The organism is Sulfurisphaera javensis (assembly GCF_041154675.1).
Lineage (GTDB): Archaea > Thermoproteota > Thermoprotei_A > Sulfolobales > Sulfolobaceae > Sulfurisphaera > Sulfurisphaera javensis.
Genome location: NZ_AP031322.1, coordinates 1,375,056 through 1,401,533, shown reverse-complemented (window position 1 = coordinate 1,401,533; position 26,478 = coordinate 1,375,056). Strand labels below are relative to the sequence as shown.

Below are 26,478 nucleotides of genomic sequence, written 5' to 3'. Positions count from 1 at the left end.
TTGAAGAAAGATGAAATTAGGTCCAGGGAAGAAAGCACCAGATGAGGTTAATGTATTTATTGAAATACCCTTAGGATCAAATATAAAATATGAATATGATGAGGAAGCCGAAGTAGTAAAGGTTGATAGAGTGTTATACACTTCAATGGTTTATCCTTTTAATTACGGATTTATTCCCGGCACACTAGAAGAAGATGGTGATCCATTAGACGTTTTAGTAATAAGCGATTATTCTTTATTACCCGGAACAGCGATAGAAGTGAGACCTATTGGGATACTATATATGAGAGATGAAGAAGGTGAAGATGCTAAAATTATTGCAGTACCTAAAGATAAAGTAGACCCTACATACTCTAATATAAAAGATATTATAGACCTACCTCAATCTGTTAAGAATAAAATCAATCACTTCTTTGAACATTATAAGGAATTAGAACCAGGTAAATGGGTTAAAATATCCGGTTGGGGAGGAGTAACTGAAGCAAAAGCTAGAATAAATGAAGCTATTAAAAGGGCAAACGCTAAATGATTTTTTCACTACTTCTAATCCTTTCTTCTTTAATTCCTGCAATTTGGAATTTTCTTCAAGTATATTATATTACAAGAAAAGTACCATCTAATATTTATCCTTTGACAAATTCTAAGAAAAAATTTAGCATCATTGTCGCTGAAAAGAATGAAGATGTCAGCGTCATAAAAGAGTTAATAAATAATTTACTCGAACTAGATTATGATGATTATGAAATTATTATAGTTTCGGATGATCCACCAGAATTATTTAATAAAAAATATAAAGATTTTAAAGAAAGTGAAAAATTAAAAATAATTAATAGAGTAAATCCTAAAGGGGGTAAAGCTGGAGCATTAAATTATGCACTAAAATATGCTAAATATAATTACTTAGTTTTCCTTGATGCTGATGGAAGAGTTGATAAAGATTTTTTAAAAAAATTATCAAAATATGATTTTGATATCACTGCATATAGAATTAGAATTTATAAGTCTGAAACAATTATACAGAAATATTATGAAGAATTTACTGAAAAAGTTATGGATTCATTATTTAAATCACGCTATATTCTAGGTCTTCCAATATTTCCTAATGGTTCTGCATTTTGTATAAATAAGGATATTCTGATTAAACTTGGAGGTTGGAAAGAAAATATAATAACAGAAGACTTAGAATTAGGTATTAGAGCGTTCCTGCAGGGTTACAAAATAAAATATATCGATGATGTTATAGTTTATTCTTTAGCACCTTACACATTAAATGATCTTTATAATCAAATTCAAAGATGGTCTTATGGCTCAGCTCAACTATTTTTTGAATCTATTAAAATGATTAGAAGAGGTATTATAGGACTTGAGGGAGTGTTTTATGCACAACAATGGGGAATATACGGACTTTTCATATTTATTTTACTTTTGTTTTCTGCATTAGATTTTATTCTTAAAATACCCATTTTGTCATTTCTTTTAGCAATCCTGATATATGGGATATCTCTAGCTGTATACTCTGTTGTTTTTGCTCAGAAAGTAAATGATATAAGATTACCTCTAACTATCTTAAATGCATCTATTTCTGGGTATATAAAAGGGCTATTTAGAATGCCTTTTAAATGGAAAATTACTCCTAAGATTAAAGAGAAAAAGAACACTGAAAATAATACTAATATTCTGTTACCAATTTTACTTATATTTTCCTACATAAATATAACTTTTGGAAATATTTTTCCTACGGCTATTTTATTACTTTTTGCTTTCATGGAAGCTGTTGTCTAGTACCAATCATAGCTTGTACTTCTCTCATTGCTTCTACTGGTCTTAGGCTATACTTTATTATATATTTCTTTAATAACTTATAACTCTCCTTACTTTGAACAATAGGTCTAGCTGATGCTAATAATTTTAGATATTCAGCTCTCCTCTCTATTTCAGCTTTAACTTCGTCAAAATTTTTACCAGCTTCCTCAATTCTAGCCCTTAATACTTGCATAGCCTCATAATCTAATATGTGACTATCGGTAGCTGGATCCCATCTAACAGTTCTCCTTAAATCATTATACGAAACAATCTCATCGATAGCTACAGCTCTTCTTCTTAATAGTATTTTATCACCAACATAAACTGGTAATCTTCTAACTGTAACGATTATATTCATCATAGGAATCCATTCTTTAGGTATATTTAATGGTTCATTCATCAACCTCTTTATAGCACTTTCACTATCATAAGCGTGGAAAGTCGTAGCACCACCATGTCCAGTAGAAATAGCTTGAAATAGCACATAAGCTTCTTCACCTCTTATCTCTCCGACTACTATTATATCTGGTCTATATCTTAACGCTAACTTTAGTAAGTCCATTAACGTGATTTCTTTACCCATGCCTCCATATGCAGGCCTTGCATAAAGTTGGACCCAATTATCTTGTGCAAGTCTTAACTCTGGAATATCCTCAATAGTTAATATCTTCATGGACTCTTTTACAAGATTTAATATAGATCCTAGGACTGTAGTCTTACCAGCTCCAGTAACTCCTATAACCATAAAGGATAGTTTCATATCTATCGCATACCATAAATAGGCTGCAGCTTGAGGGGATAAGACTTTTGAATTAATCAAGTCTAATATTGTTATGGGACTTTCAGAGAATCTTCTTATTACGAAAGATGAACCATTAGCGGATACTTCTCTTCTAAAAGTGGCAGCTATTCTATCTCCTTTAGGCAATATACCATCCATAATCGGATTAGCTACTGATATCGTTTTATTAGATAATGATATTAACCTTAATACTAATTCATCTATTACTTGCTCACCATCAATTATCTTACCAAACATACTCATGTTTTTAGTAAATATTATATTTGTAGGAGTATATTCAAACTCTCTATGATAGACATATATAGGTAAGTTTATTCCACTCACAGAAATATCCTCAATTTTTGTATCTAACAATAATGGTGTAATTATATTGTAGCCAAACATGTTTCTTAGTGTATAGTACAAAGATACTTTAAAGGGTGTAGAAAGTTGCCTAAATTCACCTATTTTACCCTGGAAAACATTTAGATCTTTTCTCTTTATACTTAATTCATCTAATATTTTGCCTAACTCTACGTAATCAGCATTACTGAGTAAGTTTCTTTCTATTTCAGAGATTAAAGTTGTGTAAATCTTAAATGTACTAATATCCAATGGGGGTTCCACTAGATTATATCTATATATTCCCTTTTCTTCATCGTAAGTTATAAATACATGAGGCTTGGCTATTGACAGTTCAATTTTATATTTCTCGAAATCTTTAGCTATATAATCTGGTATAATTGAAACTAGATCAATATCATAATCCGCTTGAACCTCTCCTTCAAAGGAGGCTGATGTAACGTATAAAGGATATAGTGAATATGGTAAATCTAATTCTAATGTTTCTTTAGCCTTATTGTTACTAGTTGATTTACCGAAGAGATTAAGTTTAAAATTCATTATCTATCACCTTTTATTACAATTATCTTCTATATAAGCTTTTATAGGCTAGGTGCTACTGGTGACACAAATGAAAACTTTATTGAAAGAGTTATTAATACTAGAATCATAGTTATTACCAGAAGTATTGCAGAGTGCAAATATCCATTAGCAATTCTTCCAGAAGCTAATTTTCCCACTAATAGTCCAGCAGTATAAGCATTAAATACTGATGATAATGAAGCAATATATACTGCCCTCGGTACCAAAGCTTGAGCAGCAGCTAAAGGACCGTAACTAGTTATAAAACTACTTGAACTTAAGAGAGATATTATAGCTGACGAAAGTATTATAGTAGCTATTAGTGCAAGAATTGAACCTACATAAGGCATATAGAGTAAAATTTTAATTTTCGCATAGTACTCTCTCCTTATTCTTATTTGGGAATCAAGCTGATCTGCAAGAGTTTCAACTGATTCTGGTGTTAAACTTCCTATCTCTATCATGTCAGCAAGAGAGGTAAAGGCTATTTTTGTAGAGAAATCTATTATTATGTCAGCAGCCTTTCTGAAAGCATCTTTTATTGGAATTCCTAAATTAATATAGGCATAAACTCTTTTTAGTATTATTTGTAATTTTCCTAGTTCTTTGGAATCTTTCAAATTTTTAATGACAGTTTCTGGAGATAAACCAGCCCTAGTACCTTCACCAATAGCCCTAAGGAATCTTGCTACATAAATATCATACCCTGTACCTTCTTTCAATTCTCTTCTTGCAATAACATAAGGAGGAATCACTGATATAATTAAACCTAAAGTTAAACCTATAACTGTTGCTGGAATATAATTTAAATTACCAGATAAAGTAAATAAACCTATTAACATAAATTTTGGGGCTATTGGAGTTTCATGCATAATTTTTGCTATTATTGGCTCTAAAATTATCATGAATATAATTCCTAAAACAATACCAACGGGAAATAACATTAGAAACATTTTATCAGCTTTTAATTGCTTCTCTGGGAACTTATATTGCGTTTGATCAACAACCCAAACAAACAGAATATTAACTAATGGAATACCAAGGACTGCAAAAGCTCCTAAAAGTCCTATTGGTAAAACATGTAACTGAGGAAATACTGCTTCTAATATAAGAATTAAAAAGAAGCTTATAAAACCAGAAGCTAACCATGTTACATAACCTTCACCAACACCTGAAAGATTGTCAGCTGCTTTCGATGCTGCTAATTCCATATTCCTTAATATATCTTTAATTTTTGATTGCATTGTCTCAAAAACTGGTGCACCAGTTCTTATTGCAGTTACATAAGTGGTCATCAAATCATCATAAAGTTTAGATGGAACAATTTTTATAGAACTGTTTATCGCTGTTTCTACTGATTCTCCTAAGAAGTTAATCCTTTTTACAATATATTTAGAGACTTGGTTCATATGATTAAAAGCTCTTGTCTTAGCTAAGTTTTCAAATAATAATCTCGGTGAAAGGCCACTTCTTAGGAATACTAGGAACAAAGCTGAAAATGCTGGAGTTTCTGCCTCAATTCCGATTCTCCTACTATCAACTTTTTGGGAGACATTTGATATTAACGCTAAATAAGTTACTACTGGGATTATTATACCAAATAAAAGACCCATAATTCCAACAACTGCGTATTTAGAAAGTCTAGTTATTTCAAATTCTCTTATAAATATTAAACCGAAGAAAATTAATATTATTCCTACAATTATACTAAATAATAAGAAAAATAGTATCCTGGAAGCATAAAGTTTTGGATCATCTGAAAGCCCAGCTTGCTTAAGTTTCTTATCAAGAGATTTAGATAAAGGCTCGACTAAAGGAGATTTATAAAATAATAAATCAATTTGTGAAATTTTCACACTATTTTCATTTTGTTCTTTTTTCTTACTAGAAGTAATAGCCATAAAATATATTTTAATTCTATTAATATAAGCTTTTATCTGGCATGTATCTCTACTATGTCTCCGTCTTCTAATACATAATCAGCACCTACTTTTTGACCTTGAAACTTAACTGATTTACCCCAAACTCTTGCATATTTAAAGTTCTCAGCTAGGTCATTATGCAATTTCCTAGCTACTTCAATCACCGTAGTTCCTCGTTTAACCGTTAATGGCTCTAAGGTTGGTTTTTCTCCAGGTTCTTTAGTATAGACTCTGATAACGTCAAGTGACTTAAATATAGCCTCTTTTAATTTTTCTATTTCGCTTAATCTTACAACTGTTATTGCATCTTCATCCACTGAGAAAGCTTCATTTGTAGTAACAACAGCTTGCTTATAAAACGCTGTTTCAAATACTTCTTTTTCTATGTCATCTAGGGTAACTTCTCCTAAAATCTTCACTAGAGCACTCTTTATTCCAAAACTTTCTAGATAATTTTTAACTTCTACTTCTGATGTATTAACTAATTTACCTAGAACTACTATCCTTATACCACTATTCCCATATCTGCTTCTATCTATTATTACTTTACCCTTAGGTTTCTTAAGATATACTCCATTATTTTCTAGGAAGTCCTTTATATTATTGAATTCCTCCTTGCCATTAACTACAATAAGTAAAGAATCAGCATTCTTTATTAAACCTAATATTCTTCCTACTAGTGCTCTAGCTTCAAATATCAGAGGCGGAGGATTTACTAGTTGTATCTTTACATCTTGATACTGCATCATTCCGGGGATAGGAAGCTCTTTAGGATCGCTCCTAACATTAGTCAGTATTTTCATTAACTTATTTCTAAGTTCGTTATTTCCTATTAGAACAACTTGGCCAGCCCCCTCTTTCTCTATGAAGAATTGTAGCCCTTTACCTAGTGAAGACGACTTCTTTCTTTCTAGCTGTGCTTCCTCTTTTAATTCAGCTAACCGTCTTTTAGCCCAATATACTAAATTTTCAGTTCCTTTATGTTTTGGAACTGCACTTAGAAATTCTTGCAATGCTTTAATTTTCTCTTCAGTAGTTTTAGCATCCATATATTTTAGCCATTTAGCTTTTGCCTCAGCTGGTAAGTTTGTTACCATTTCCTAATATAATATTTGGGAGCAATCTCTTGTAAAATTTTCCAACTTCTCCTTATTATAGGAGGAGGAGAAGAATAAGAGCCATAAACTTTTTTAACCCACTCAACCGTTCTAGGGTCTGCTGGATAACCGCTACCAAAATCACCATAAATGAGTTTTAATTCATCAATAATATTATCCCTTATTACCTTAGCAATAATACTTGCAGCACTCGCTTCAACAAAGTTTACATCAGCATTTGTAACGATGTTTGGTTCTACACCCATTTTTAATATTTCTTCCTCTACAACTTTAGTGTTTCCAACCTTGTCTATAGTTATCTTTCGTGGATTAAATGACATAAGGGAATGAATAATCTTTATCATTGCTTTATAAGTTAATTCATTAAGATTTTCATTATCTATCTCATTTGGATATACTTTTACTACAGTAAATGCTTCAGCATGCAAAGTAATTATTCCAAATAACTCGTTTCTTCTGTTCCTAGTTAACTGCTTGCTATCTTTTACTCCAGTTTTTTTCAAAAAATTTAATTTATTTTCATCTATGGCTACTCCAGCGACTATCATAGGACCTATTAATGATCCTCTTCCAGCCTCATCAATTCCAATAACAATCATACTCTTACTGATATAACTAATTTGGCAAATTTTTTACCGTTTTTGATAGTTTCATTTTGATAACTTTCTACAATCTTAACGTCTTTCACCATTGAGGTAAAGTTCGATACAAGTCTTTTTGCAATAGTCTTGTTAATAAAATAATAATCCACTCCTTCTTTCCCTTCTACAACATCTGATAGATTATCAATTATATCGTCTGTGAAGAAAGATTCGAATATAGTCCTCTTTTTTGAATCAATTTCTCCTTCCTTAAATCTTAACTGCACAATAGCTTCATAATACCTTGACTTTTTCTTTATACAGGAAGAACATATAGTTTTTTCTATGTCTAAATTAACTATCTTAGAAATACTGAATTCTTTTCCTTTTATTTTACCAGATACGTTAATGGTAACAAAATTATGACCATTAACATCTTTCCAAATGTTTTCTATTTGATAGTTTATTTCCTCAACATTAGGATCGACTTCAACATTCTTACCAATTTCTCTATAAATAATAGACTCTATGGGAGAAAGCGTTTTATCTCTGCTTCTTATCCATTTTCCATTGGCCCATTCAGCACCACATATTTTACAATATTTTCCTTGTATTTTTCTAGGCATTTTAACTAAATCCTTGGTTTTTATATAACAGTCTACACATAAAGGTCCTATAAATTCACCATCTTCCCTTCCACAAACTACACAAAATTTTCTTGTCATTATACTCACATATTATATATTTGTGCGAACTTTATACCTTGAACCGAAATCACACCTTCTTCTTTTATAAGCCCTCTTTTTAAAGCTTCATCGACTACTTTATTTCCTACCATGCTTACTACGCTAGCTTCATTAAGTAAGGAGAAAGCATAATCAATTGAAACTTCTTGCCCCTCATAGAACTCCTTATTTATAACTAAGTTAATATCTCCTTCTTTAAATGTTTTCCCAAGAAGTTCTAATTCACAAATATTAACGAAAACATATCCATCTCTTCTAATTACATTTAGACTAACTTTCATATTAATCACAACGGTTTTACTGGAGTCTTTGCACCACAAGCTAAACATGAAATATACCATGCTTTCTTTTCTTTTACTAAAACCGTATCTAAGCTCTTACATGTACTACATTGTACATAAGTCTTTAGGAATCTATCCATGATTTTGTTTATACTAGCAGAAGAGAACTTACCTTGAATTACAAGTTGTCCGTTTTCATCAATATTCCCTGGAGCGGCTAGTTCTTTAAGCAAATATTTTGCACAAAGTTTATCTTCCCTTCTTATTCTATCACAATATTCACTAAAATTCTTTATAATTGTACTATTCCCAATGGATAATATAATTAAATTAGGTAGAGCTTGACCACTAACTTTTTGGACTCTTTCAGGAAGTTTTGCATAAAGCCTATCTAATAATTTAACGTATTCCTCTTCTGTAGCCACAAGTAATCTTAAGAGGTTGAAGTATAAATTACTTATGATTAATTTTGAAGGTTTACATTGAAACTTATGGTTGCGCATTAAATAAAGGAGACTCATATATAATGATGACATTGCTAAAAGAGAGTGGGCATGAAATAGTTGAAAATTATTCTCAAGCTGACGCTATTATACTAAATACTTGTGCGGTTAGATTAGAAACTGAGGAGAGGATGAAACAAAGAATCAAAGAGCTAAGAAAAATAGGAAAGAAACTAGTAATAGCTGGTTGTTTAGTGAGTTCAGAACCAGCTCTAGTTATGAATTTAGCCCCCGAAAGCAGTTTAGTTGGAGCTCAAAGTGTAGATAAGATAGTTGAAGCTGTTGAAAGTCCAACAAGAAGAATTTTCTTGGAAGATAGTAAAGAACTCATTACACCAAGAGTATTTGAGGGAAAAATTTCTATCATTCCAATTGCAGATGGATGTGCGGGTGATTGTAATTTCTGTATTACTAAACTTGCAAGAAAAAAACTTAGGAGTTATCCTCCTAGAAGCATAGTCAATGCAGTCAAAGAAGCTATAACGAATGGAGCAGTTGAAATAGAACTTACAGCTCAAGATACTGCAGCATATGGGTTAGATATTAATTATAGTTTGCCAGAACTAATTAAAGATGTATTAGAAATCGAAGGAAACTATATGATAAGAATTGGTATGATGACACCAGAACTTGCAATGAAAGAAATAGACGATATAATAGAAATTATGAAAGATAGACGAGTATATAAATTCTTACATTTACCTGTACAAAGCGGAGATGACAGAGTATTAAAACTAATGAATAGAAAATATACTGTTGATGAATATAAGCAACTTATTAAAGAAATAAGAAATAAAATTCCATTAGTAAATATCACAACTGATATTATAATAGGCCATCCAGGAGAAGACGAAGAAGCTTTTAATAACACCTTAGGACTCATAAAAGAACTAAAATTCGAGAGAATTCATTTAGCAATGTATTCTATAAGGCCAAACACAAAAAGTGCTTTGATGCCTCAGGTCCCTGATCCCGTTAAAAAGGAGAGAATGAGAATAGCAAATAAAGTATATGAAGACGTAGCATATTCCGTTCACTCAGAATACATAGGATCTAATTCCTTAGTCATTACTACAGAATATGGTAAAAAAGGCTCAATAATAGGAAGAACAATAAATTATATTCCAGTAATAGTGAAGGACTATAATAAACTTGGAGATTGGATTAATGTAAAAATAACTGAGGCTTCATTTTTTGACCTAAGAGGGCAATTAATTCAATGATTAGATAAATTCGAATGCATAAAAATTTAAAATAGTTTAAACAAAGTGATTTATATGGACGTATATATTGTTTCTGCTGTAAGGACTCCAATAGGTAGATTTGGAGGAGTGTTTAAAGATATTCCCCCATATGAATTAGGGGCAATAGCTATTAAAGAAGCTTTAAGAAGAGCTAATATAGATCCTTCAAAAGTTGATATAACAATTATGGGAAACATATTAAGGGCTGGTCACGGCCAAGATCTTGCTAGACAAGCAGCAATTAAGGCTGGTATACCGATGGAAATAGACGGATACTGCGTAGATATGGTTTGTTCTTCTGGGATGATTAGTGCAATAAATGCAACACAGATGATAAAGAGTGGGGACGCTGACATAATAGTAGCTGGAGGAATGGAAAGTATGAGTCAAGCTATGTTAGCAATAAAAAGTGACTCAAGATGGGGTATAAAAATGTTGTTAGGTAAAAAATTAGAGTTTATTGATACAATGTTAATGGATGGTCTAACTGACCCGTTCAATATGAAATTAATGGGACAAGAAGCTGACATGGTTGCTAAGGCTCATAATATTACTAGAAGAGAGCTTGATGAGGTTGCTTATGAAAGTCATAAAAGAGCAGCTACCGCTACCGACAAAGGATATTTTAGCAAAGAAATAGTTCCAGTTAAAGTAGATGGAAAAGAAATAACACAAGACGAAGGAATAAGAAGGGATACCTCAATTGAGAAATTGTCCCAATTAAAGCCAGCTTTTAATCCAGATGGTGTTCATACTGCTGGCAACTCGTCTCAAATATCTGATGGAGCTTCAGCATTAATATTAATGAGTGAAAAAGCGGTCAAAGAATATAAAGTAGAACCAATTGCTAAGATTTTAGGATATAGCTGGGTAGGAATAGAAAGCTGGAGATTTACAGAAGCTCCTATATTTGCTGTAAAGAAATTGCTTCAGAAATTGAATATGGATATTTCTCAGTTTGATTATTTCGAAAACAATGAGGCCTTTGCTGTGAATAATGTTCTATATAATAGATACTTAGGAGTTCCTTACGATAAGCTTAACGTATTTGGTGGCGCTATTGCATTAGGGCATCCTATTGGGGCTAGTGGAGCGAGAATAATTACAACTCTTATAAATGTTTTATCAACTTTAGATGGTAAGAGAGGAATAGCTAGTATTTGTCATGGAACTGGAGGAAGTACAGCAATTGCAATTGAGTTATTAAGGCCTCTATAACTTTTTAGGTACAAAAAATAATATGTCAAATGGTGGCTAAGTGATTGGCAAAAAAGAAATCAAATGAGCAATCTTCTGTAAGAGAAGTTCCTAAACCAGCTGAAGGAGAAGTTATTTGCGTTGTTAAGAAAATGCTTGGAGCAGAACATGTACAAGTGGTGTGTTTAGATGGAAAAGAAAGATTGGGAAGAATTCCTGGCAAAATGAGAAAGAAAATGTGGGTAAAAGAAGGGGATGTAGTCTTAGCTGCCCCTTGGGATTTTCAGCCAAATAAATGTGATATTATATATAAGTACTCTGAGAGTGAAGTTAGAAGACTTGAAGAGGAACAAGTAGTTTCTGCAGATGTAATAGAACAGCTAAGAGGATGATTTTTTGGAAAGAAAGGGGAAAAAAGAAGAGAAAAGGAGAAAAGATGAAGATCTTTTTAAAGTAGTTGATTCAACTTTAGATACAAGGACATATTATCTACTTTTTCAATTATCAAGAAGATTAAAACTAAAAAATATTTATGGTTCTATTTCTGCTGGAAAAGAAGCTAAAGTCTATCCTGCTGTAACGGAAGATGGAAAATGGTATGCATTAAAAATATACTATGTTTCAACTGCTCAGAGTAAAAGAGCTTTAGAAAAATATACTTTTGGAGATCCAAGATTTGAAGACATTAAGGTAAATAATACCAAGCAATTAATTAGTGTATGGGCAAGAAAAGAATTCAAAAATTTGAATAGATTGTACAAGAACGATGTTAGAGTTCCAGAGCCAATTTACGTACTAGAAAATATATTAGTAATGCAATTTATAGGAGAGAATGGAGTTAGAGCACCACTCTTGAAAGAACTTCTAGATGAAGAAATAAACGAAAATTTGTATACTGACATTATTGATCAGATAGAAAAAATGGTTAATAAAGCAGAGCTAGTACATGGTGATTTAAGTGAGTACAATATTATGGTCTGGGAAGATAAATGCTACATTATCGATGTAAGTCAAGCAATAGATATAAATCACCCTAATGCACTAGAATTAGTTAAGAGAGATATAGATAATATTAACGCGTTTTTTGAAAGTAAGGGAATCCAAGTGATTGAAACTGAGGAAATATTAAGGAGACTGAAGATATATCAGAATGAGGATCAAAATTGATGTACATTACTGTACCTGATGAGAAGATTAATTTAATAAAATCTATTATACCTAGGCTAGAAGAAATAAGCAATACTAAAATAGAACTTAATGAAAGAACTAAATCTATTAATGTAACTCCTTTAAATAATAACGCTTATGACGCGATGAAGGTAATATCTATTATAAAAGCTATTGGTGTAGGTTTTGATCCAGAAGATGCAATGAAACTTATGAAAGATGATTATATTTTAGAAATAATAGATTTGAAAGATGTAAGTAATGGACCGGACGATCTAAAGAGGATTAAAGGAAGAATAATAGGCGAAAAGGGAAAGACTAAGAAAATAATTCAAGAGTACACTGGAGTAAATATAATTATTACAGACCATTATGTAGGAATTCTTGGAAACGTAGAACAAGCCGATATTGCTAAAAGAGCTATAGAGATGCTAATTAAAGGGAGAGAGCATTCTACAGTTTATAAGTATTTAGATAGAGCTGAAAGAGATCTCTACTTATTTAAAATTAATAGAGCATTAAAAGAAGGATTGAATAATACTTAAACTGTTCTCACTATATTTGCTAGTATATATTTTTATAATTCTCTCATAACTTTGAAGTATTTCCCTTGCTTTATCATCACTAAGGAGAGTCTTAAGATTCTCTACTTCTCCACGATATGCATATCTAAAGAAATTCAAGAGGACTTTTTTAGGAGCACTTAATATCTCCTCAGTACTAAAAAGATGAGGAGAGGGTTTCATTACTAAAGTTAAATGCGTACCATCTAACATCGCTATCATTGCTAATTTATGTGCAGTATATTCTTTAGTAGGAGATTTACTGGATGCTTTAACCTCAATATAATATTTTTTCCCACACTTTTCAGCTTCAAGATCATGAGTAGGCAAATCAACATATTTTACGTTTTTAAAATCCATATCTTCTAAAACTCTTATCGCTTTATATTCCATGGCAAATCCTAAAATTATGCCCTTAGCTTTTTCCAAAGCGTATTCAATATCTTGCTCAGAAAGACCATAAGTAGCTTTTAAGTCATCAAGTATTTTCACAGCTAATATAATTGCATAAAAGGTTATAAATTATGCTACACATAATAAAAAATATTATAGAAAAATTAACATTTTAGCTTCAGCTTTCCTAACTTAGTTTTTCCTTCTTCTCTTATTTTTATTATTTCAGATATATTTCTTTTTTTGGCATATAATCCAAACTTCTCGTATAAGTCCTTCTCGAAATCATATTCTGTATAGATTCCTACTTCATTTAATCTTCTATCAGCATCTTCTAATGAAGTACTATCCTTTATCACAGCATAAAGGGGAGAGGTTTTAGCTACTATTTCTGGGTCTAAGAAGAACATAATCGAGGAAATAGGGGAAACTTTCACTTTTCTTAAACCATTTCTTATTTGAACCTCACCATATAGTCCTTTAAAAGCATCAAAAGGAATTTTTGAAGCCTCTGTCACAACACTTGAAAAAATGAGATTTAGATCTTTTTCCATCGACTTGTCTATTCCTTTTGCGTCAATTAGTCCATCTTGTCTAGCGATTTCAGCTATTCTTTGCATTATATACTCTTGATCAAGTTCTCCATCACTACCAGATCCTATGGTAGCTAAAATTACTTCAAATCCTTTCTTTTTTAATTCAACTAAAGAGGATAACATAATAAAATCAATCAAAGGACTTCCTAGACTTTCCTCGCATCCTTTAGCTAATACATCCCCACCAGCATCCACACCTATAATCATTTTTATGTTATTTTTAACTGAAAAATCTTCAATTCCATCAGCTATAGCAACTGGTCCTTCTTTAATACAAATTGAATATCCTCTTTCTATTTTTAAAGCTTTAATATATCTAACCAATTGCGGTATTACTTTAACGTTTTTCCTTATAGCATAAGAAGACGGGTATATTTCAGTTATTATGTTATTTACTGGGTTTGCATTTACTAAATCCTCTTTACATATTGGTCCAGGTAAAGGATCTTCAACATATCTCTCCCATGTAACTGCGCCTATGATACTTGAAATGTTCCTTAGTTCAAGATACTTAGAAGCTATGTAAGTTGACGCTACATCTCCTCCTCCGCCTAACCCAAAAACAAAGGCTTTCATATTTAACCTTTTAGTCACTTTATACTTAGTAAATTTAAATACTAAGTGATGATAAGCTATACCGTTTATTGTCTCGTATTATCTGTTTAGCATCTTTAAACATGAGACTTGGTAGTTATTATATAGTGTTACTAAATGAGTGATATAATAGATTATTCGAATTCACAATTTGAATTCATTGATTTAAAAATTGGAGAAGCTACAGCACATATTATTGCAGCAGCTTCAATTGTTGAAGAACTAGAAGGTGATTTGCCAGAAGTAAGAGAAACTGTAAGAAGATATGTAGATGCGTGGATATCATACTTAGTACCAATTGAGTATCTTCCTGGAATGGCAGAAGTTATAGGTAGTAAAATCAATAAGAAAATAACTCAGATATTCCCAGATTTAACAGAAGATGAGCTAGCTGAAACACTAGAATTAACGATAGATATGAAAAAATCGTTAGATAATAATGAAATACCTTCATTTTATAAAGAATTTGAAGTGAGAGTAGAAAAAGTCCTAAGAAGTCTAGGTATAGATTTGAACGATGTAAAAGCATTTTTAAACGTTGATTTACACAAAAGATTAGTAAGACTAGTTTCCATATTAGCTATAGCTATAGGAATATCTGCAGTATGGGACCCAAAATGGATAGTGGGATATCAATAACAGCAGAGAAATTAATAGATATAACAGCTAGAGTAGCAAGTAAAATAAAAGTAGAAGATAGAGAAATAGAGAAAATTGTTGGTATATCTTCGTTTAGCATTGCAAAAAAATCAGTAGAAAGAGTATCTTTTTGGCTCTCTGAATCTAGGAATTCCTTACTATATTGTAAACTTTGTAATAAGGGACCCTTCACTAAAAGAGGATTATATTTACATCTAATAAGGCTACATAGAAATGAAATAAAGACAATGTTAGAGGAAGAATTGAAGAACGAGATAAAAGCCATTATTTAATAGAAGACTCTCTTAAATAGAAGATAAAGCTTTATCTAAATCTTCTATTAAATCATTTACATCTTCTATTCCTACTGACAATCTAAGCATCGAGTCTGAAATACCGACAATTTTTCTCTCTTCTGGAGTTAGAGTCCTATGAGTCATAGTTGCTGGATGTGAGATAGTTGAATTTACACCACCAAGAGTTTGCGCTGGTAAAATAACTTTTAGTTTTGTCATTACATTTAATGCATCATTCATGCTTCCTTTTATATCAAAAGTCACAACCCCACCAAATCCTTTTAATACACGTTTAGCTATTTCATAATCTGGATGTGACTTTAATCCGGGATAATACACGGCCTTTATCTTCTGATGTTCTTGCAAATATTCAGCTATCTTTTGAGCATTAGAATTAATTACGTCCATTCTTATTTTTAAAGTTTTAAATCCTCTTATGACTAAGTAAGCAGCATGAGGATCTAATGATGTTCCCAAAGTTCTTCTCATTAAATCAATCTTTGTCATTAATTCTTTACTTCCAGCTCCTAATCCGGCTATTACATCATTATGCCCTGCTATGAATTTTGAAGCACTATGTAAAACAACATCTGCACCTTGAACTATAGGCTTCTGATTAATTGGAGTAGAAAATGTTGCATCTGTTATCAGTATACTTCCATTTTCTTTACATATCTTAGAAAGTTCCGGTATATCTACAACTCTCAATAAAGGGTTAGAAATTGTTTCTACGTAAACTACATCATATTTTTTAACTTTAGCTTTTTCCACTATTTCTCCAGGGTTTGCTACATCAACTTCAATTCCTAGACTGCGTAGAAAATCTGTGAAAAATTTATATGTTCTTCCGAACATATCTCTGTGAATTAGGACTTTACTACCTGGTCTAGTTAATGTAAGTAAAGTTGAAGAAATCGCCCCCATACCAGAGGAAAAAGCTACGCCCATTTCGGCCTCTTCTAATTCAGCAATTTTCTCTCCCAATTTAAGGACAGTTGGATTTACTTCTCTGCTATATCTATATTTTTCACCCAGAGGGTAAACATATGAAGTAGTCTGATAAATTGGAGTAGTTATTGCTCCTGTTTCCTCATCGAAACCTTCAATTGTTACCTTAGTCCCTTCTCTCAATCCAAGCACCTCCAGACACTTTAGCTAATTTATATATGCATTCATATCCATAAGCCTTACAAACTTTTAATGACTCATCAATTATTTTATTTTTATCTGACATAGAATCAACAAAAATTGCTATAGTAGGTCCGGCTCCACTTACACATGCACCAATTGCATTATTTAAAAGTGAAACTTCTTTGATCTTAGGATAATAAGGAAATAGAGGTTCTCTGGATTTTTCTACAATATCATCATTTAAACCTAACCTTATTAATTCTCTATCTCCTTTTATAAACCCTAAGATTAGAGAGGAAAGATACCTAGCGTTAGCAACATATTTAGATATCTCTATTTGTTTTGGTACCATTTCTCTCGCTTTTTTAGTTTTAGCCTCAATCTTAACTAACGGAATTATTAGAATAAGTTCAAAATCTAAATTTATAGGGACTTGCTCAACCTTAATAGAGTTAGGATTTACAACACTTATTACACCACCAATTAAGCTAGCTGCAACATTATCAGGATGAGGTGACCCGGAAGAAGCTATCTCGCCTTTCATAGCAAATTTAACTAATTCTTGCCTACTTAAACCAAGTTTAAATAACTCATTAGCACCATATACTGCTGCAGCAGCAGAAGCTCCACTGCTACCTAAGCCTAAGCCAGCTGGAATACCTTTTATTACCTTTAGTCTAACTTTAGCTCTTACATTATACTCTCTTAGAAGTTCGTATAGAGCGTAACTAGCAGAATTTTTTTCTACAGCTAAAGGAACTCCTTCTCCTTCCACTTTAATATCTAGTTCAGAAGAGTTTTTAGCCTCAATTTCTATTGTATCTTCAAAGGCATTATGAGCTAATGCTAATATATCGTAACCAGCACCCAAATTTGCTGATGAGGAGAATGCTTTAACAATCACAATCGGATATTACTCAAAGAAAGTTTTAAGCTTTGACTTATATTCATTTTTACTAACTATTATTACTAATTCTTCTTTTGTTATTTCTTTTCCTTCATTAATTACAGTAGCAGGAGCAATTACAGTAGCTCTACCAAGAAAGTTTACTGATAGAGAAATATACCGTAATCTTATCGAAGGAGAATCAATAAGTTTACTTAACCCTATCCACTCATGATAACCTATCTTATCGCCTTCTCCGTTTTGAAGTATCTTTCTAGTAAAAGTGAAATCTCCAGCAACTGAAGACTCATAAAGCTTACTGATTACTACTATGTCACCAATTCCATATTTAAGTGCTTTTAATGCTGGAAAAGATCCTAACGGTATTTTTCTGAATTCCTTAAGTTCTTTCAAAATAGTTGGTTCCTCCTCACCAATATAAACTGGACGTAAATCAATTCTCTTTATATAGACTAAAACTTCCTCTCCCTCTTTAAGTTCTTTACCAGGTTCTAAACCTATGTAACCATCAGCTGAAGCAAAAGTTCCTATCATATAACTATCAAAAGGAACACTTAATGCATAATATTTATCATTCTTTATAAATAAATAGACTGGAACATAAGTATAACGATTCTTATCAGCTTTAACATCATTCATTAAAGTAGCCTTAACTTGATATTGATCTGCAAATTCCTTTCCGGCTAAAATGGATAAGTACTTAATAATGACTCTCTCTGTTATCATAATTGTTGACACTATATTTCCGGGCAAGCCTATAACTGGCTTATTATTCACAGTTGCTAAGATAGTTGGCTTCCCTGGCTTGAACTTCAATCCATGAACTATTATTTTTCCTAATTCTCTTATTACTTGATGAACATAATCTTTTTCTCCAGCACTAGTGCCACCAGTAAGAATAACTATATCAGCCTTCTGTAAAGCCTTTTCAAGTTCGCTTTTAATTGCACTCTTATCATCCTTAACATGCGTATATCCAATAACATCATATCCTTCTGACATCAATTTGGCATATAAATAGAATGAATTGGACTCGTAAATCTTGCCTTTCGCAAGAGGAAGACCAGGTTCAATAAGTTCGTCTCCAGTGGTTATAATGAAAATCTTAGGCTTTTTGAAGACTTTTACTTTCCTAATTCCTACTGCCGCAAGTAATGCGATTTTTTCTGGGGTTATAATTTCACCCTTCCTTAAAATTTCAAAACCTCTTGGAATATCACTACCTAACCATCCTATATTTTCCCCAAACCTCATCTTTTTCTTTACAACAATTATATCTCCATTTTTCTCGGTTTCTTCAACTTTAACTACAGCAGAAGCATTATCTGGTATAATAGCACCAGTATCAACCTCAACCGCCTCTTTTTCTTTTATTCTTACTTCTTTATACTCACCAATGCTAATCTTACCAATTAGTTTAAATTCCCCTGGAGTTTCAGAATCTCTTACAGCATATCCATCCACTGTAGATCGAGAAAAAGGAGGTAAGTCAATAGGTGATAGAATATCTTCAGCAGAAACTCTGTTTAAGGCATTTAATATATCAACTTCTTCCTCTCCTAATGGTCTAGGTAAAGTAGAATTTATGTAAATTTTTAAAGCTTCTTCAGCTGAAAGTAAATTTTTATCATCTAAAATAGCTCGCATAAAAGAAAATAAAAAAGAAAGCTTATAACTTTACATACTTATAAGTGATGCCTTCTTCAATTCGTCTAAAACCATTAATATTGGGTCACGAACTTGATCAACTGATAAGTTTGCCTCTTGACTAATTTGAGTTACAATCTGATCTACGGTCTTATTCCCATCACATAAATCCCATACATAATAAGCTATAGGAGCTAACTCGTAAACTTTATCTTCTGAAACCTTAACTATATAGCCTTCCCCATCTTCACTTTTATCTAGAAATTCACCAATTTTTTGAGGTTTTAAATCTTTTACCTCTTCAAAATTCATTCTTCTTCACCACCTTCCTCCTCAAATCTTGGTCTCCTTCCACCTCTACCTTGTCTTCTTCCACCCCTAAAGGGTCTCTTATACTCACCTGCAGAAGGAGTATTTTCAGGAATTTGATCTGCTTGTGGAAATGAATTATCATTTACTTCAGAAATTTGAGACTTACTTCCAGCATTTAATTGTACTTTACCCTTATATGCAGTTGTCCACGCATTATCGATCTTTACAACCATTCCTTCTTTTATTGAACCAGCTAATTTACCCCATAAAGTTAATTTTATTCTTCCAGTATCGTCTCCAACAATCGCTTCACTTATCGTTCTTGCACCATTCTTTGTTTGTATTACTTTAGCCTCTGATGCCTCTAAAACTCTTACAACTACGTTTACATTTTCCATTCCAGGTTTTAGATTATTTATTTTTTCTTCTCCCATTCGACTCGACTCACGAGATTTGTTAGATAAACCTTAGTTCCCAAGTATAAAAATTCTTGTCATAACGTAAAAGAACATTAATTTATCGTGAAGTTTGGGTAATTTATGATTAAATTGTTCAACCTATATTTTTTGTATGTTTTAAAGTAACGTGTTATTGTTGTTAAGATTTGTTTTTAAGCTATACAGTTATAATTATCTTTGGGAATAAGTGTGAGTAGCAATCAACAATTATTAGAATATCCTAAAAAATTTGTTGAATTACTAGCAGCACCATTCATAGGAAGAGAAGAAGAAGCAAAAGTCATTACACTAGCTTTGCTATCCAAAGAACACGTTATATTAATAGGAGAACCTGGAACAGCAAAGTCAGCCTTAGCAAGAAGAGCCGCTGAACTATTAAATGCAAAATTCTTTATGTATTTATTAACAAAATATACTGAGCCAGCTGAACTCTTTGGAGCTTTAGACATTAACGCATTAAAACAAGGTCTATATAAAAGAATTACTAAAGATAGATTACCAGAAAGTGAAATTGCTTTTTTAGACGAGATATTTAATGCCAATTCCGCTATACTAAACGCACTACTTTCCCTATTAAACGAGAGAGTAATTTATGACGGTTACAATGTTATAAAAGTCCCCTTAAGAACGTTAATCTCAGCCAGCAATAGAGTTCCAGATGAGCCAGAACTAGATGCACTGTATGATAGACTTTTGTTAAGACATTATGCTAAGCCAGTAAGTGAAGATTTGTGGAAAGATTTAATAAATTCTGCATGGGATTACGAGTTCTCTAATAAATGGATTGTTAAAGAACCATTTATGAGTGTTAAACAGTTAGATGAATTATATAATTTAATACCACAAGTTGATCTATCAGCTGTTAAAAGTAAATTACTAAAACTTTATGCAATGCTTGAAGAAAAAGGAATTCATTTAACAGATAGAAGAAAAGGTAAAGTATTAAAGATCGTATCTGCTCATGCAATTTTAAATGGTAGAATAAAAGCTATAGAAGAAGATTTGATTGTTTTAAAGTATATTGCTCCAAAAGAAATCGATGATTTCGAAAAAGTATCAGCGTTATTATCAGAAGAGTTAAAGACTCCTATAAAATACATGAAAGAATTAAATGAAATTTACTCTAACATTAAAGAAGCAAGTAAATATGTAGATGCTGCTAATGATTCAGATCCAAGGTTAATTGAATTAATAAGAAGTTTAAGAGCTACAAGAGATAGAGTGCTTGCCTTAGGAAAAGAAAGTGGAGATGAAAAAGTTGAAGAGTTTTCAAAGGAGGTTGTAAAGGAAATTGACGTGTTATTAGAAAAAGTGGCTAGAAAGTTGGGGATATATACATGAGTGAAGAGGAAGAAGGTTTTTTAAGAGGAATAGATTACTCTGATCCTTTAGTACGTTACCGTGGTGAAAGAATAAACTATACCTTAAAGAAGCTGAGCGGAAGAGATTTACAATTAGATGAAAATTTCCTAATTGATACATACTATATTCATTATTTACCAATGCCAATACCAAAAACAAAAGAAGATATACCTAAAGGAAAAGAAATAATGTACAAATTCATAGACATGATGATGAATTCACCTCTAGTTGAAGAAAACAGAAATTATTCAATGGTTAACTCAGCTGTTAGTATGGCTTTATCCGTTAGTTATGTACAAAACCTAGTTGAAGAGTTAGAAAGAATAAAAAGAACCTCACAATCCCAAGAAGAAAGACAAATGGCTGAACAAATATTAAACGGATTAATGAAAGGAAGCGGAAGTAAAGAGGGGCAAAAACAACAGCAACAACAAGATATGCAACAAATGGAGAAAATGATGAAACAAGTTAATGATAAAGCATTAAGTAAAGCAATAGAGGATTCTGAGTCTGTTAGAAACTTACAGAAAATTATTGGTGGTAATGGTGCTGGAACTGGATCTATCCTTAATTTTGAAGGGGAAATACATGAAGTCTTGAGATTAGCAAGAAACACAGAAATAAAGAAGATCCTTGAATTTCTAAGCGGTATGCCAAGATTAGGTAGCTTTACTAAAAAGAGAACCACAAGATTCTCAAGAGGAGAGCTTTACGGATATGAAGAAGGTTCGGATTTAGAAAGGATTGTATCATCAGAATTAGCTTTACCAGAAGAATTATTTTATGTAAAACTAGCTGAGTCACAGCTTTTGCTTTATCAAAAAAGAATAAAAGAAGTTTTAGGTCCAATATATTTACTATTAGATAAATCCGGAAGTATGGATGGAGAAAAGATTATATGGGCTAAGGCTGTAGCTCTAGCCTTGTACAGTAGAGCAAGAAGAGAAAATAGAGATTTCTATATAAGATTCTTTGATAATATTCCTTATCCTTTAATTAAAGTTCCTAAGAATGCTAAAAGCAAAGATGTAATCAAAATGATTGAATATATAGGTAAAATTAGAGGTGGGGGAGGTACAGATATTAGTAGATCTGTGATTTCAGCTTGCGAAGATATAAAGGAAGGGCATGTTAAAGGAGTTAGTGAAATTATATTATTAACTGATGGAGAAGATAAAATAGCTGAAACAACGGTTAGAAGATCATTAAAAGAAGCTAACTCCACTTTAATTAGTGTAATGATTAGAGGAGATAATGCAGATTTAAGAAGAGTTTCAGATCAATATTTAGTAGTATATAAACTTGACCATGAAGATTTATTAAAAGTCGTAGAAGCATGAGGAGGAGGCCCCAGCCTCATACCAGCCATAATTGGGTGTCAGCTGGGCATGGCCAAATAAAGTATCTAATAACAAAATAAAAAATTATTTTTTAAGTGAAGATAAGAATTCTTTGATAAACTTCAGATCGCTTTCTAATTTGTCTAAATTTTCTTTAATCCATAACAGACCTCCAGCAGCATCTTCTACTTCTCCGCTAATTTTTAATTGAGATATTTTATCTTTCCAATTAAAAACATCCTTGGAAATCACTAAAATGTATAAGTCTCCTTCATTTCTTAAATGTACTTTACCCCAAAATAGTTCTCCAACTTTGTATTCAAGCTCTTTTCCAAATGGTGGTTTTTCTGGCCTTTCACTTACAGTATACCATCCCTTTGTTATAGTAGCACCAATTTTAGTTAAAATATCACTTATTCTATCCTCGAATGACATTATATAACACCCTTTAGTGCTAAAACTTGTTTTGCCAAGTTACTTATTCCAAGCTCATCAGCAGAAAATCCAAAGGCTAATCCCAAAAGCTGAGTTATATAAATAGCTGGAAGAGTCCAATTAATATTAAATTCTGCCTTAATTTTCAACTGTAAGGAATCTAATTGGAGATGGCATAAACTACATGGGTGAACTAATATATCGGCCCCTTGATCTTTTGCACCCTTTAAAACATTATAAGCCATTTTTATTCCTACATTAGGATTACTTCCCATTAACGGAAATCCACAACAAGATCTTGAGGAAGGAAATGTTACTGGAGTTGCCCCAGTAGCGGCTATTAAATCTTCCATGCTATGTGGGTTAAAAGCTGGTTCAAATCCCATTATTTCTTCTGGTCTTAACATTTGACATCCATAATATGCTGCTACCCTTAAACCAGTTAGTGGTTTTTTGACTTTTTCTTTAATTTTTTGTATTCCTATATCTCTCACTAATATCCAAACTATATGTTCTGCCTCTGCTTTCCCCGAATAATTGATGTTTGTGCCCTTAGTTCTCTCTTGTACTTTCTTCCTTAGATCTTTATTTTCTTTATATTTATGGGTAGCTAGTCTATGACTATGTAAGCAAACGCTACAAGGTGTAATCATCTTATTATATCCCATTTTCTCCACAATAGACAAGTTTCTCAAGTTCAAAGCTATATGTCCTACTTCATCGTATTCATCGTAAAAACCACCACCGCAACAATTCCAATCTTTAACTTCTTCTAGCTTTATACCTAAAGTTTCAAATACTTTTCTTGTCGCTATATCAACGTCTTTAGAAAGACCATGTGTTGCACAACCAGGGTAATATGCATAACTCATTTATTATCACCACTTAGAATTTTCCTGATCTCACTTATATTTTCAACTGGTTTCTCTTTTACTAAAGCATATTTAATCTTACCAGTTTGGAACAGATATATAAAATCTCTTATAGAACCTAACAGCCCATAAGTATTTAAATAAACTTTAGCCTCTTCAATCTTTCCAGTTTCAACTAGAGAATTGAATATTGCTTCTGAATGCTTTTCTCCAGTTAATATTACTGGCGTCTTATCTTTAGTTAATTTGCTGTATGCTCTAGTTTTCTTTATTGCAGTAACTGGCTCTATATCTCTAGGACAAACATTATAACACATGTAACAATAAGTACACCTCCATGAACTATCTATAAGTATCTTTAGTCTTTCCTCAGTTATTGTATCCCTTGGATCAGCTAAGAATCTATAACCCTTTGCATGTGCAGCTGGGCCTAAAAATTCTGGATCCATTTTTACACTAGGACATGCTGAAACACATAATCCACACCAAATGCATTGAGCAAATTTCCAAAGTTCTCTTTGGTCTTCTGGTTTGAGTCTTTGTTCAGCCTTGCCTTCAATTACGTCTTTATGCGGATATAATCTTGGTTTAACTTTATACATTCTCTGATAGAAATCATCTAGATCTACAATGAGATCTTTTACTGGCTTGTAATAATCCATAGGCTCTATTGTAATGATGTTAGAGCCGTACTTCTTCGCAACATCAATGACTAAAGTCTTGCAGGCTAATCTAGGTTCTCCATTGATTTTCATTCCGCAACTTCCACAAACAGCCATATGGCATGAAGCCCTATATGCTAAAGTGGGATCTTGCTCGCTCTTTATTCTCCTTAACGCCTCAGTAAATTGAGTAAACCTATCTACTTTTAACTTGTATTCTTGCCACCAATATCCTTTATCTTGTGAATATCTTTTTATTTTTAAAACCACTTCCATTTCTTCATTCTGGAGGGACATTTTAATACACCCTAGCTTCTGGCTTCCACTTTGTAATTTTAACTGGCTTATAGGTTATTTCTACTGTATTTCCTCTTAAGTAAGCTATAGTATGTTTCAACCAATTCTGATCATCTCTTTCTGGGTAATCTAATCTATAATGAGCACCCCTTGACTCTTTCCTATTTAAAGCTGAATGAGCTATCACTAATGCTAAATCCAACATATTTTTAAGTTCAAGAGCGTTATAGAATTCAGTATTATATACTTTAGACTTGTCTAAAACATACATTTTTTTCATATCTTCTCTGAGCTTAATAATTTCTGATAGTGCGGTTTTTAGACCGTTTTCATCTCTAAATACTCCAACATAATCCCACATCACATCTCTAAGCTTCTCTAATATTTCACCAAAATGAACTCCACTCTCACTTTTTACTATATCGTAAGCTGAATTAGCCATCTTTTCAGCTTCATTGTCAATATCTGATGAAGGTTCAGTATAATTCTTTAAGAATTCTACAACACTTCTTCCCGTCTCTCTGCCAAAGACTAAGGTTTCAAGAAGTGAATTAGAACCTAGTCTATTTGCACCATGTACTGAAACACAAGCCGCTTCACCAGCTGCAAAGAGTCCAATTAAATCTGGATTTCTACCAGTTATATCAACATCAATACCACCCATATAATAATGTTGTGCTGGTCTTACTGGAATCATTTCTTTTGTTGCATCTATACCAGCAAAACTTTTAGCAGCTTCATAAGCTAAGGCTAACCTTTCCTTGATGTAATCTTCTCCCAAATGAGTCAAGTCTAAACCTACGTAACCGCCTGGGAAACCTCTACCTTCTTTTACTTCAGTAAGAATTGCTCTTGATACTATGTCCCTGGGAGCTAGATCTAATTTTTTAGGAGCGTACCTAGCCATGAATCTCTCTCCTTTTGCATTCCTTAATATAGCTCCTTCTCCTCTAGCTGCTTCACTAATTAGAATATCTGAGGGATATAAAGCGGTAGGATGAAACTGAACAAATTCTGGATCTTTGATTGCAACTTTAGCTCTTAATGCCATTGCATAACCATCACCAGTATTTATATAGCTATTAGTAGAGTGCCTATATAACATTCCCATACCGCCAGAGGCCATAACTACTGCCTTAGCTTTGAAAAAGACTGGTAACATATTTCTCATGTCAAAAGCTATTACTCCTCTTACTCTGCTATCATCCCTAACTAATTCCCAGGTAAACCATTCAAAATAAAAATCTACATTGCCTAAGCCGGAAGTTTTCTCATAAACAGTGTGAAGTAAAGCCATCCCAGTTTTATCTCCTACAAACCTTGTTCTAGGATAAGTCTGACCGCCAAAATATCTTACAGCAACTCTCCCATCTGGTTGTCTGTTAAATAATGTACCCCATCTCTCTAATAACATTACTATTTCTCCGGATTTGTAGGCAAGAAGCTCCGCGGCATCTTGATCAACTAAATAATCTCCTCCTTTTATAGTATCATATGCCATATATTCTGGGTTATCATTAGGATCTGAGTTTCCATCAATATAGGCTGCTATACCCCCTTCAGCAGCTGCTGAATGAGATCTAGTTGGGAAAACTTTTGAGATAACAGCAACATTATATCCAGCAGAAGCTATTTCATGTGCAGCCATTAAACCTGCTAATCCGGCTCCAACAACTACTGCATCATATGAAACTTTCTCCACATGAA

At 32.4% G+C, this 26,478-nt stretch carries 29 protein-coding genes; 11 read left to right on the top strand and 18 right to left on the bottom strand.

Annotated elements, in window-relative coordinates; all coding sequences use genetic code 11:
• Positions 1 to 10: 10 nt before the first annotated feature.
• Together ppa and ACAM25_RS07790 are read left to right on the top strand one after the other, a co-directional pair.
• Positions 11 to 529, top strand: a complete 519-nt coding sequence (gene ppa / locus ACAM25_RS07795) for an inorganic diphosphatase (RefSeq protein WP_369609172.1) — start codon at positions 11 to 13, stop codon at positions 527 to 529.
• A complete protein-coding gene (locus ACAM25_RS07790; RefSeq protein WP_369609171.1) occupies positions 526 to 1,782 on the top strand; it encodes a glycosyltransferase family 2 protein in 1,257 nt (418 codons plus the stop codon). The genes ppa and ACAM25_RS07790 overlap by 4 nt, the downstream gene beginning before the upstream one ends.
• Here the strand turns inward: ACAM25_RS07790 and ACAM25_RS07785 are convergent.
• The 7 genes from ACAM25_RS07785 to ACAM25_RS07755 are packed head-to-tail and all read right to left on the bottom strand — an operon-like array spanning position 1,763 to position 8,581.
• Positions 1,763 to 3,487: a type II/IV secretion system ATPase subunit gene (locus ACAM25_RS07785; protein ID WP_369609170.1), complete on the bottom strand. Its 1,725-nt coding sequence runs from the start codon at positions 3,485 to 3,487 to the stop codon at positions 1,763 to 1,765. The two genes, ACAM25_RS07790 and ACAM25_RS07785, sit on opposite strands and share 20 nt — an antisense overlap.
• Before the next feature lie 41 nt (positions 3,488 to 3,528).
• Complete coding sequence (locus ACAM25_RS07780) at positions 3,529 to 5,409, bottom strand: type II secretion system F family protein (RefSeq protein ID WP_369609169.1); 1,881 nt, start codon at positions 5,407 to 5,409, stop codon at positions 3,529 to 3,531.
• A 32-nt stretch (positions 5,410 to 5,441) separates the two neighbouring features.
• On the bottom strand, positions 5,442 to 6,527 hold the full coding sequence (locus tag ACAM25_RS07775) for a TGS domain-containing protein (protein WP_369609168.1): 1,086 nt from the start codon (positions 6,525 to 6,527) through the stop codon (positions 5,442 to 5,444).
• On the bottom strand, positions 6,521 to 7,147 hold the full coding sequence (gene rnhB / locus ACAM25_RS07770) for a ribonuclease HII (protein ID WP_369609167.1): 627 nt from the start codon (positions 7,145 to 7,147) through the stop codon (positions 6,521 to 6,523). The genes ACAM25_RS07775 and rnhB overlap by 7 nt, the downstream gene beginning before the upstream one ends.
• Positions 7,144 to 7,854: a 60S ribosomal export protein NMD3 gene (locus ACAM25_RS07765; RefSeq protein ID WP_369609166.1), complete on the bottom strand. Its 711-nt coding sequence runs from the start codon at positions 7,852 to 7,854 to the stop codon at positions 7,144 to 7,146. The genes rnhB and ACAM25_RS07765 overlap by 4 nt, the downstream gene beginning before the upstream one ends.
• 5 nt (positions 7,855 to 7,859) lie before the next feature.
• A complete protein-coding gene (locus ACAM25_RS07760; RefSeq protein ID WP_369609165.1) occupies positions 7,860 to 8,156 on the bottom strand; it encodes a DUF424 domain-containing protein in 297 nt (98 codons plus the stop codon).
• A 5-nt stretch (positions 8,157 to 8,161) separates the two neighbouring features.
• Positions 8,162 to 8,581, bottom strand: coding sequence for a translation initiation factor IF-2 subunit beta (locus tag ACAM25_RS07755; protein WP_369609164.1), 420 nt, complete (start codon positions 8,579 to 8,581; stop codon positions 8,162 to 8,164).
• Between the two features lie 41 nt (positions 8,582 to 8,622).
• Here ACAM25_RS07755 and ACAM25_RS07750 point away from each other — a divergent pair, with 41 nt between their 5' ends.
• Genes ACAM25_RS07750 through ACAM25_RS07730 form a run of 5 tightly spaced genes read left to right on the top strand, consistent with a single transcriptional unit; the run spans position 8,623 to position 12,812 of the window.
• On the top strand, positions 8,623 to 9,882 hold the full coding sequence (locus ACAM25_RS07750; RefSeq protein WP_369611638.1) for a tRNA (N(6)-L-threonylcarbamoyladenosine(37)-C(2))-methylthiotransferase: 1,260 nt from the start codon (positions 8,623 to 8,625) through the stop codon (positions 9,880 to 9,882).
• Positions 9,883 to 9,936: 54 nt separating this feature from the next.
• Positions 9,937 to 11,121, top strand: a complete 1,185-nt coding sequence (locus ACAM25_RS07745; RefSeq protein WP_369609163.1) for a thiolase family protein — start codon at positions 9,937 to 9,939, stop codon at positions 11,119 to 11,121.
• A 44-nt stretch (positions 11,122 to 11,165) separates the two neighbouring features.
• Entirely contained in the window at positions 11,166 to 11,492 is a 327-nt protein-coding gene (locus tag ACAM25_RS07740) for a translation initiation factor aIF-1A (protein ID WP_369609162.1), read from the top strand.
• A 4-nt stretch (positions 11,493 to 11,496) separates the two neighbouring features.
• Positions 11,497 to 12,267 (top strand): serine protein kinase RIO, encoded by a 771-nt coding sequence (locus tag ACAM25_RS07735; RefSeq protein WP_369609161.1) that lies wholly within the window; start codon positions 11,497 to 11,499, stop codon positions 12,265 to 12,267.
• A complete protein-coding gene (locus ACAM25_RS07730) occupies positions 12,267 to 12,812 on the top strand; it encodes a KH domain-containing protein (protein ID WP_369609160.1) in 546 nt (181 codons plus the stop codon). The genes ACAM25_RS07735 and ACAM25_RS07730 overlap by 1 nt, the downstream gene beginning before the upstream one ends.
• Here the strand turns inward: ACAM25_RS07730 and ACAM25_RS07725 are convergent.
• Complete coding sequence (locus ACAM25_RS07725) at positions 12,786 to 13,322, bottom strand: hypothetical protein (RefSeq protein ID WP_369609159.1); 537 nt, start codon at positions 13,320 to 13,322, stop codon at positions 12,786 to 12,788. The genes ACAM25_RS07730 and ACAM25_RS07725 overlap by 27 nt on opposite strands.
• A 65-nt stretch (positions 13,323 to 13,387) precedes the next feature.
• Positions 13,388 to 14,395 (bottom strand): DUF1152 domain-containing protein, encoded by a 1,008-nt coding sequence (locus ACAM25_RS07720; RefSeq protein ID WP_369609158.1) that lies wholly within the window; start codon positions 14,393 to 14,395, stop codon positions 13,388 to 13,390.
• A 135-nt stretch (positions 14,396 to 14,530) separates the two neighbouring features.
• On the opposite strand from ACAM25_RS07720, the gene ACAM25_RS07715 reads away from it, so the two are divergent.
• Positions 14,531 to 15,052: a hypothetical protein gene (locus tag ACAM25_RS07715; protein ID WP_369609157.1), complete on the top strand. Its 522-nt coding sequence runs from the start codon at positions 14,531 to 14,533 to the stop codon at positions 15,050 to 15,052.
• Positions 15,031 to 15,345 carry a hypothetical protein gene (locus ACAM25_RS07710; RefSeq protein ID WP_369609156.1) on the top strand — a complete coding sequence of 105 codons (315 nt, stop codon included), beginning with the start codon at positions 15,031 to 15,033 and terminating at the stop codon, positions 15,343 to 15,345. The genes ACAM25_RS07715 and ACAM25_RS07710 overlap by 22 nt, the downstream gene beginning before the upstream one ends.
• 12 nt (positions 15,346 to 15,357) lie before the next feature.
• Here the strand turns inward: ACAM25_RS07710 and ACAM25_RS07705 are convergent, their stop codons facing one another.
• The 5 genes from ACAM25_RS07705 to ACAM25_RS07685 are packed head-to-tail and all read right to left on the bottom strand — an operon-like array spanning position 15,358 to position 19,779.
• Positions 15,358 to 16,479, bottom strand: coding sequence for an aminotransferase class I/II-fold pyridoxal phosphate-dependent enzyme (locus ACAM25_RS07705; protein ID WP_369609155.1), 1,122 nt, complete (start codon positions 16,477 to 16,479; stop codon positions 15,358 to 15,360).
• The gene (locus tag ACAM25_RS07700; RefSeq protein WP_369609154.1) at positions 16,463 to 17,383 is read right to left on the bottom strand and encodes a homoserine kinase; all 921 of its coding nucleotides are present in this window, start codon (positions 17,381 to 17,383) and stop codon (positions 16,463 to 16,465) included. Before ACAM25_RS07700 ends, ACAM25_RS07705 begins: the two co-directional genes overlap by 17 nt.
• 9 nt (positions 17,384 to 17,392) lie before the next feature.
• Positions 17,393 to 19,033 (bottom strand): gephyrin-like molybdotransferase Glp, encoded by a 1,641-nt coding sequence (gene glp, locus ACAM25_RS07695; protein ID WP_369609153.1) that lies wholly within the window; start codon positions 19,031 to 19,033, stop codon positions 17,393 to 17,395.
• A 30-nt stretch (positions 19,034 to 19,063) separates the two neighbouring features.
• The gene (locus tag ACAM25_RS07690) at positions 19,064 to 19,345 is read right to left on the bottom strand and encodes a PqqD family protein (protein ID WP_369609152.1); all 282 of its coding nucleotides are present in this window, start codon (positions 19,343 to 19,345) and stop codon (positions 19,064 to 19,066) included.
• Positions 19,342 to 19,779 carry an OB-fold nucleic acid binding domain-containing protein gene (locus ACAM25_RS07685; protein ID WP_369609151.1) on the bottom strand — a complete coding sequence of 146 codons (438 nt, stop codon included), beginning with the start codon at positions 19,777 to 19,779 and terminating at the stop codon, positions 19,342 to 19,344. The genes ACAM25_RS07690 and ACAM25_RS07685 overlap by 4 nt, the downstream gene beginning before the upstream one ends.
• Positions 19,780 to 19,980: 201 nt before the next feature.
• Here ACAM25_RS07685 and ACAM25_RS07680 point away from each other — a divergent pair, with 201 nt between their 5' ends.
• Both ACAM25_RS07680 and ACAM25_RS07675 read left to right on the top strand, forming a co-directional pair.
• Positions 19,981 to 21,144 (top strand): AAA family ATPase, encoded by a 1,164-nt coding sequence (locus ACAM25_RS07680; protein WP_369609150.1) that lies wholly within the window; start codon positions 19,981 to 19,983, stop codon positions 21,142 to 21,144.
• Complete coding sequence (locus ACAM25_RS07675; RefSeq protein WP_369609149.1) at positions 21,141 to 22,505, top strand: VWA domain-containing protein; 1,365 nt, start codon at positions 21,141 to 21,143, stop codon at positions 22,503 to 22,505. The genes ACAM25_RS07680 and ACAM25_RS07675 overlap by 4 nt, the downstream gene beginning before the upstream one ends.
• 84 nt (positions 22,506 to 22,589) lie before the next feature.
• Here ACAM25_RS07675 and ACAM25_RS07670 read toward each other — a convergent pair whose 3' ends face one another.
• The 4 genes from ACAM25_RS07670 to ACAM25_RS07655 are packed head-to-tail and all read right to left on the bottom strand — an operon-like array spanning position 22,590 to position 26,473.
• Entirely contained in the window at positions 22,590 to 22,940 is a 351-nt protein-coding gene (locus tag ACAM25_RS07670) for a succinate dehydrogenase (RefSeq protein ID WP_369609148.1), read from the bottom strand.
• Complete coding sequence (locus ACAM25_RS07665; RefSeq protein ID WP_369609147.1) at positions 22,940 to 23,812, bottom strand: CoB--CoM heterodisulfide reductase iron-sulfur subunit B family protein; 873 nt, start codon at positions 23,810 to 23,812, stop codon at positions 22,940 to 22,942. The genes ACAM25_RS07670 and ACAM25_RS07665 overlap by 1 nt, the downstream gene beginning before the upstream one ends.
• Complete coding sequence (locus ACAM25_RS07660; protein ID WP_369609146.1) at positions 23,809 to 24,771, bottom strand: succinate dehydrogenase/fumarate reductase iron-sulfur subunit; 963 nt, start codon at positions 24,769 to 24,771, stop codon at positions 23,809 to 23,811. The genes ACAM25_RS07665 and ACAM25_RS07660 overlap by 4 nt, the downstream gene beginning before the upstream one ends.
• A gap of 1 nt (position 24,772) precedes the next feature.
• Positions 24,773 to 26,473, bottom strand: a complete 1,701-nt coding sequence (locus ACAM25_RS07655) for a succinate dehydrogenase flavoprotein subunit (protein WP_369609145.1) — start codon at positions 26,471 to 26,473, stop codon at positions 24,773 to 24,775.
• Positions 26,474 to 26,478: the final 5 nt, after the last annotated feature.

What these genes read in the sequence shown, in the direction of transcription:
- ppa (WP_369609172.1), top strand. Translation starts at nt 11, where the DNA reads ATGAAATTAGGTCCAGGGAAGAAAGCACCAGATGAGGTTAATGTATTT.
- ACAM25_RS07790 (WP_369609171.1), top strand. Translation starts at nt 526, where the DNA reads ATGATTTTTTCACTACTTCTAATCCTTTCTTCTTTAATTCCTGCAATT.
- ACAM25_RS07785 (WP_369609170.1), bottom strand. Translation starts at nt 3,487, where the DNA reads ATGAATTTTAAACTTAATCTCTTCGGTAAATCAACTAGTAACAATAAG.
- ACAM25_RS07780 (WP_369609169.1), bottom strand. Translation starts at nt 5,409, where the DNA reads ATGGCTATTACTTCTAGTAAGAAAAAAGAACAAAATGAAAATAGTGTG.
- ACAM25_RS07775 (WP_369609168.1), bottom strand. Translation starts at nt 6,527, where the DNA reads ATGGTAACAAACTTACCAGCTGAGGCAAAAGCTAAATGGCTAAAATAT.
- rnhB (WP_369609167.1), bottom strand. Translation starts at nt 7,147, where the DNA reads ATGATTGTTATTGGAATTGATGAGGCTGGAAGAGGATCATTAATAGGT.
- ACAM25_RS07765 (WP_369609166.1), bottom strand. Translation starts at nt 7,854, where the DNA reads ATGACAAGAAAATTTTGTGTAGTTTGTGGAAGGGAAGATGGTGAATTT.
- ACAM25_RS07760 (WP_369609165.1), bottom strand. Translation starts at nt 8,156, where the DNA reads ATGAAAGTTAGTCTAAATGTAATTAGAAGAGATGGATATGTTTTCGTT.
- ACAM25_RS07745 (WP_369609163.1), top strand. Translation starts at nt 9,937, where the DNA reads ATGGACGTATATATTGTTTCTGCTGTAAGGACTCCAATAGGTAGATTT.
- ACAM25_RS07730 (WP_369609160.1), top strand. Translation starts at nt 12,267, where the DNA reads ATGTACATTACTGTACCTGATGAGAAGATTAATTTAATAAAATCTATT.
- ACAM25_RS07720 (WP_369609158.1), bottom strand. Translation starts at nt 14,395, where the DNA reads ATGAAAGCCTTTGTTTTTGGGTTAGGCGGAGGAGGAGATGTAGCGTCA.
- ACAM25_RS07715 (WP_369609157.1), top strand. Translation starts at nt 14,531, where the DNA reads ATGAGTGATATAATAGATTATTCGAATTCACAATTTGAATTCATTGAT.
- ACAM25_RS07710 (WP_369609156.1), top strand. Translation starts at nt 15,031, where the DNA reads ATGGATAGTGGGATATCAATAACAGCAGAGAAATTAATAGATATAACA.
- glp (WP_369609153.1), bottom strand. Translation starts at nt 19,033, where the DNA reads ATGCGAGCTATTTTAGATGATAAAAATTTACTTTCAGCTGAAGAAGCT.
- ACAM25_RS07690 (WP_369609152.1), bottom strand. Translation starts at nt 19,345, where the DNA reads ATGAATTTTGAAGAGGTAAAAGATTTAAAACCTCAAAAAATTGGTGAA.
- ACAM25_RS07685 (WP_369609151.1), bottom strand. Translation starts at nt 19,779, where the DNA reads ATGGGAGAAGAAAAAATAAATAATCTAAAACCTGGAATGGAAAATGTA.
- ACAM25_RS07675 (WP_369609149.1), top strand. Translation starts at nt 21,141, where the DNA reads ATGAGTGAAGAGGAAGAAGGTTTTTTAAGAGGAATAGATTACTCTGAT.
- ACAM25_RS07670 (WP_369609148.1), bottom strand. Translation starts at nt 22,940, where the DNA reads ATGTCATTCGAGGATAGAATAAGTGATATTTTAACTAAAATTGGTGCT.
- ACAM25_RS07665 (WP_369609147.1), bottom strand. Translation starts at nt 23,812, where the DNA reads ATGAGTTATGCATATTACCCTGGTTGTGCAACACATGGTCTTTCTAAA.
- ACAM25_RS07660 (WP_369609146.1), bottom strand. Translation starts at nt 24,771, where the DNA reads ATGTCCCTCCAGAATGAAGAAATGGAAGTGGTTTTAAAAATAAAAAGA.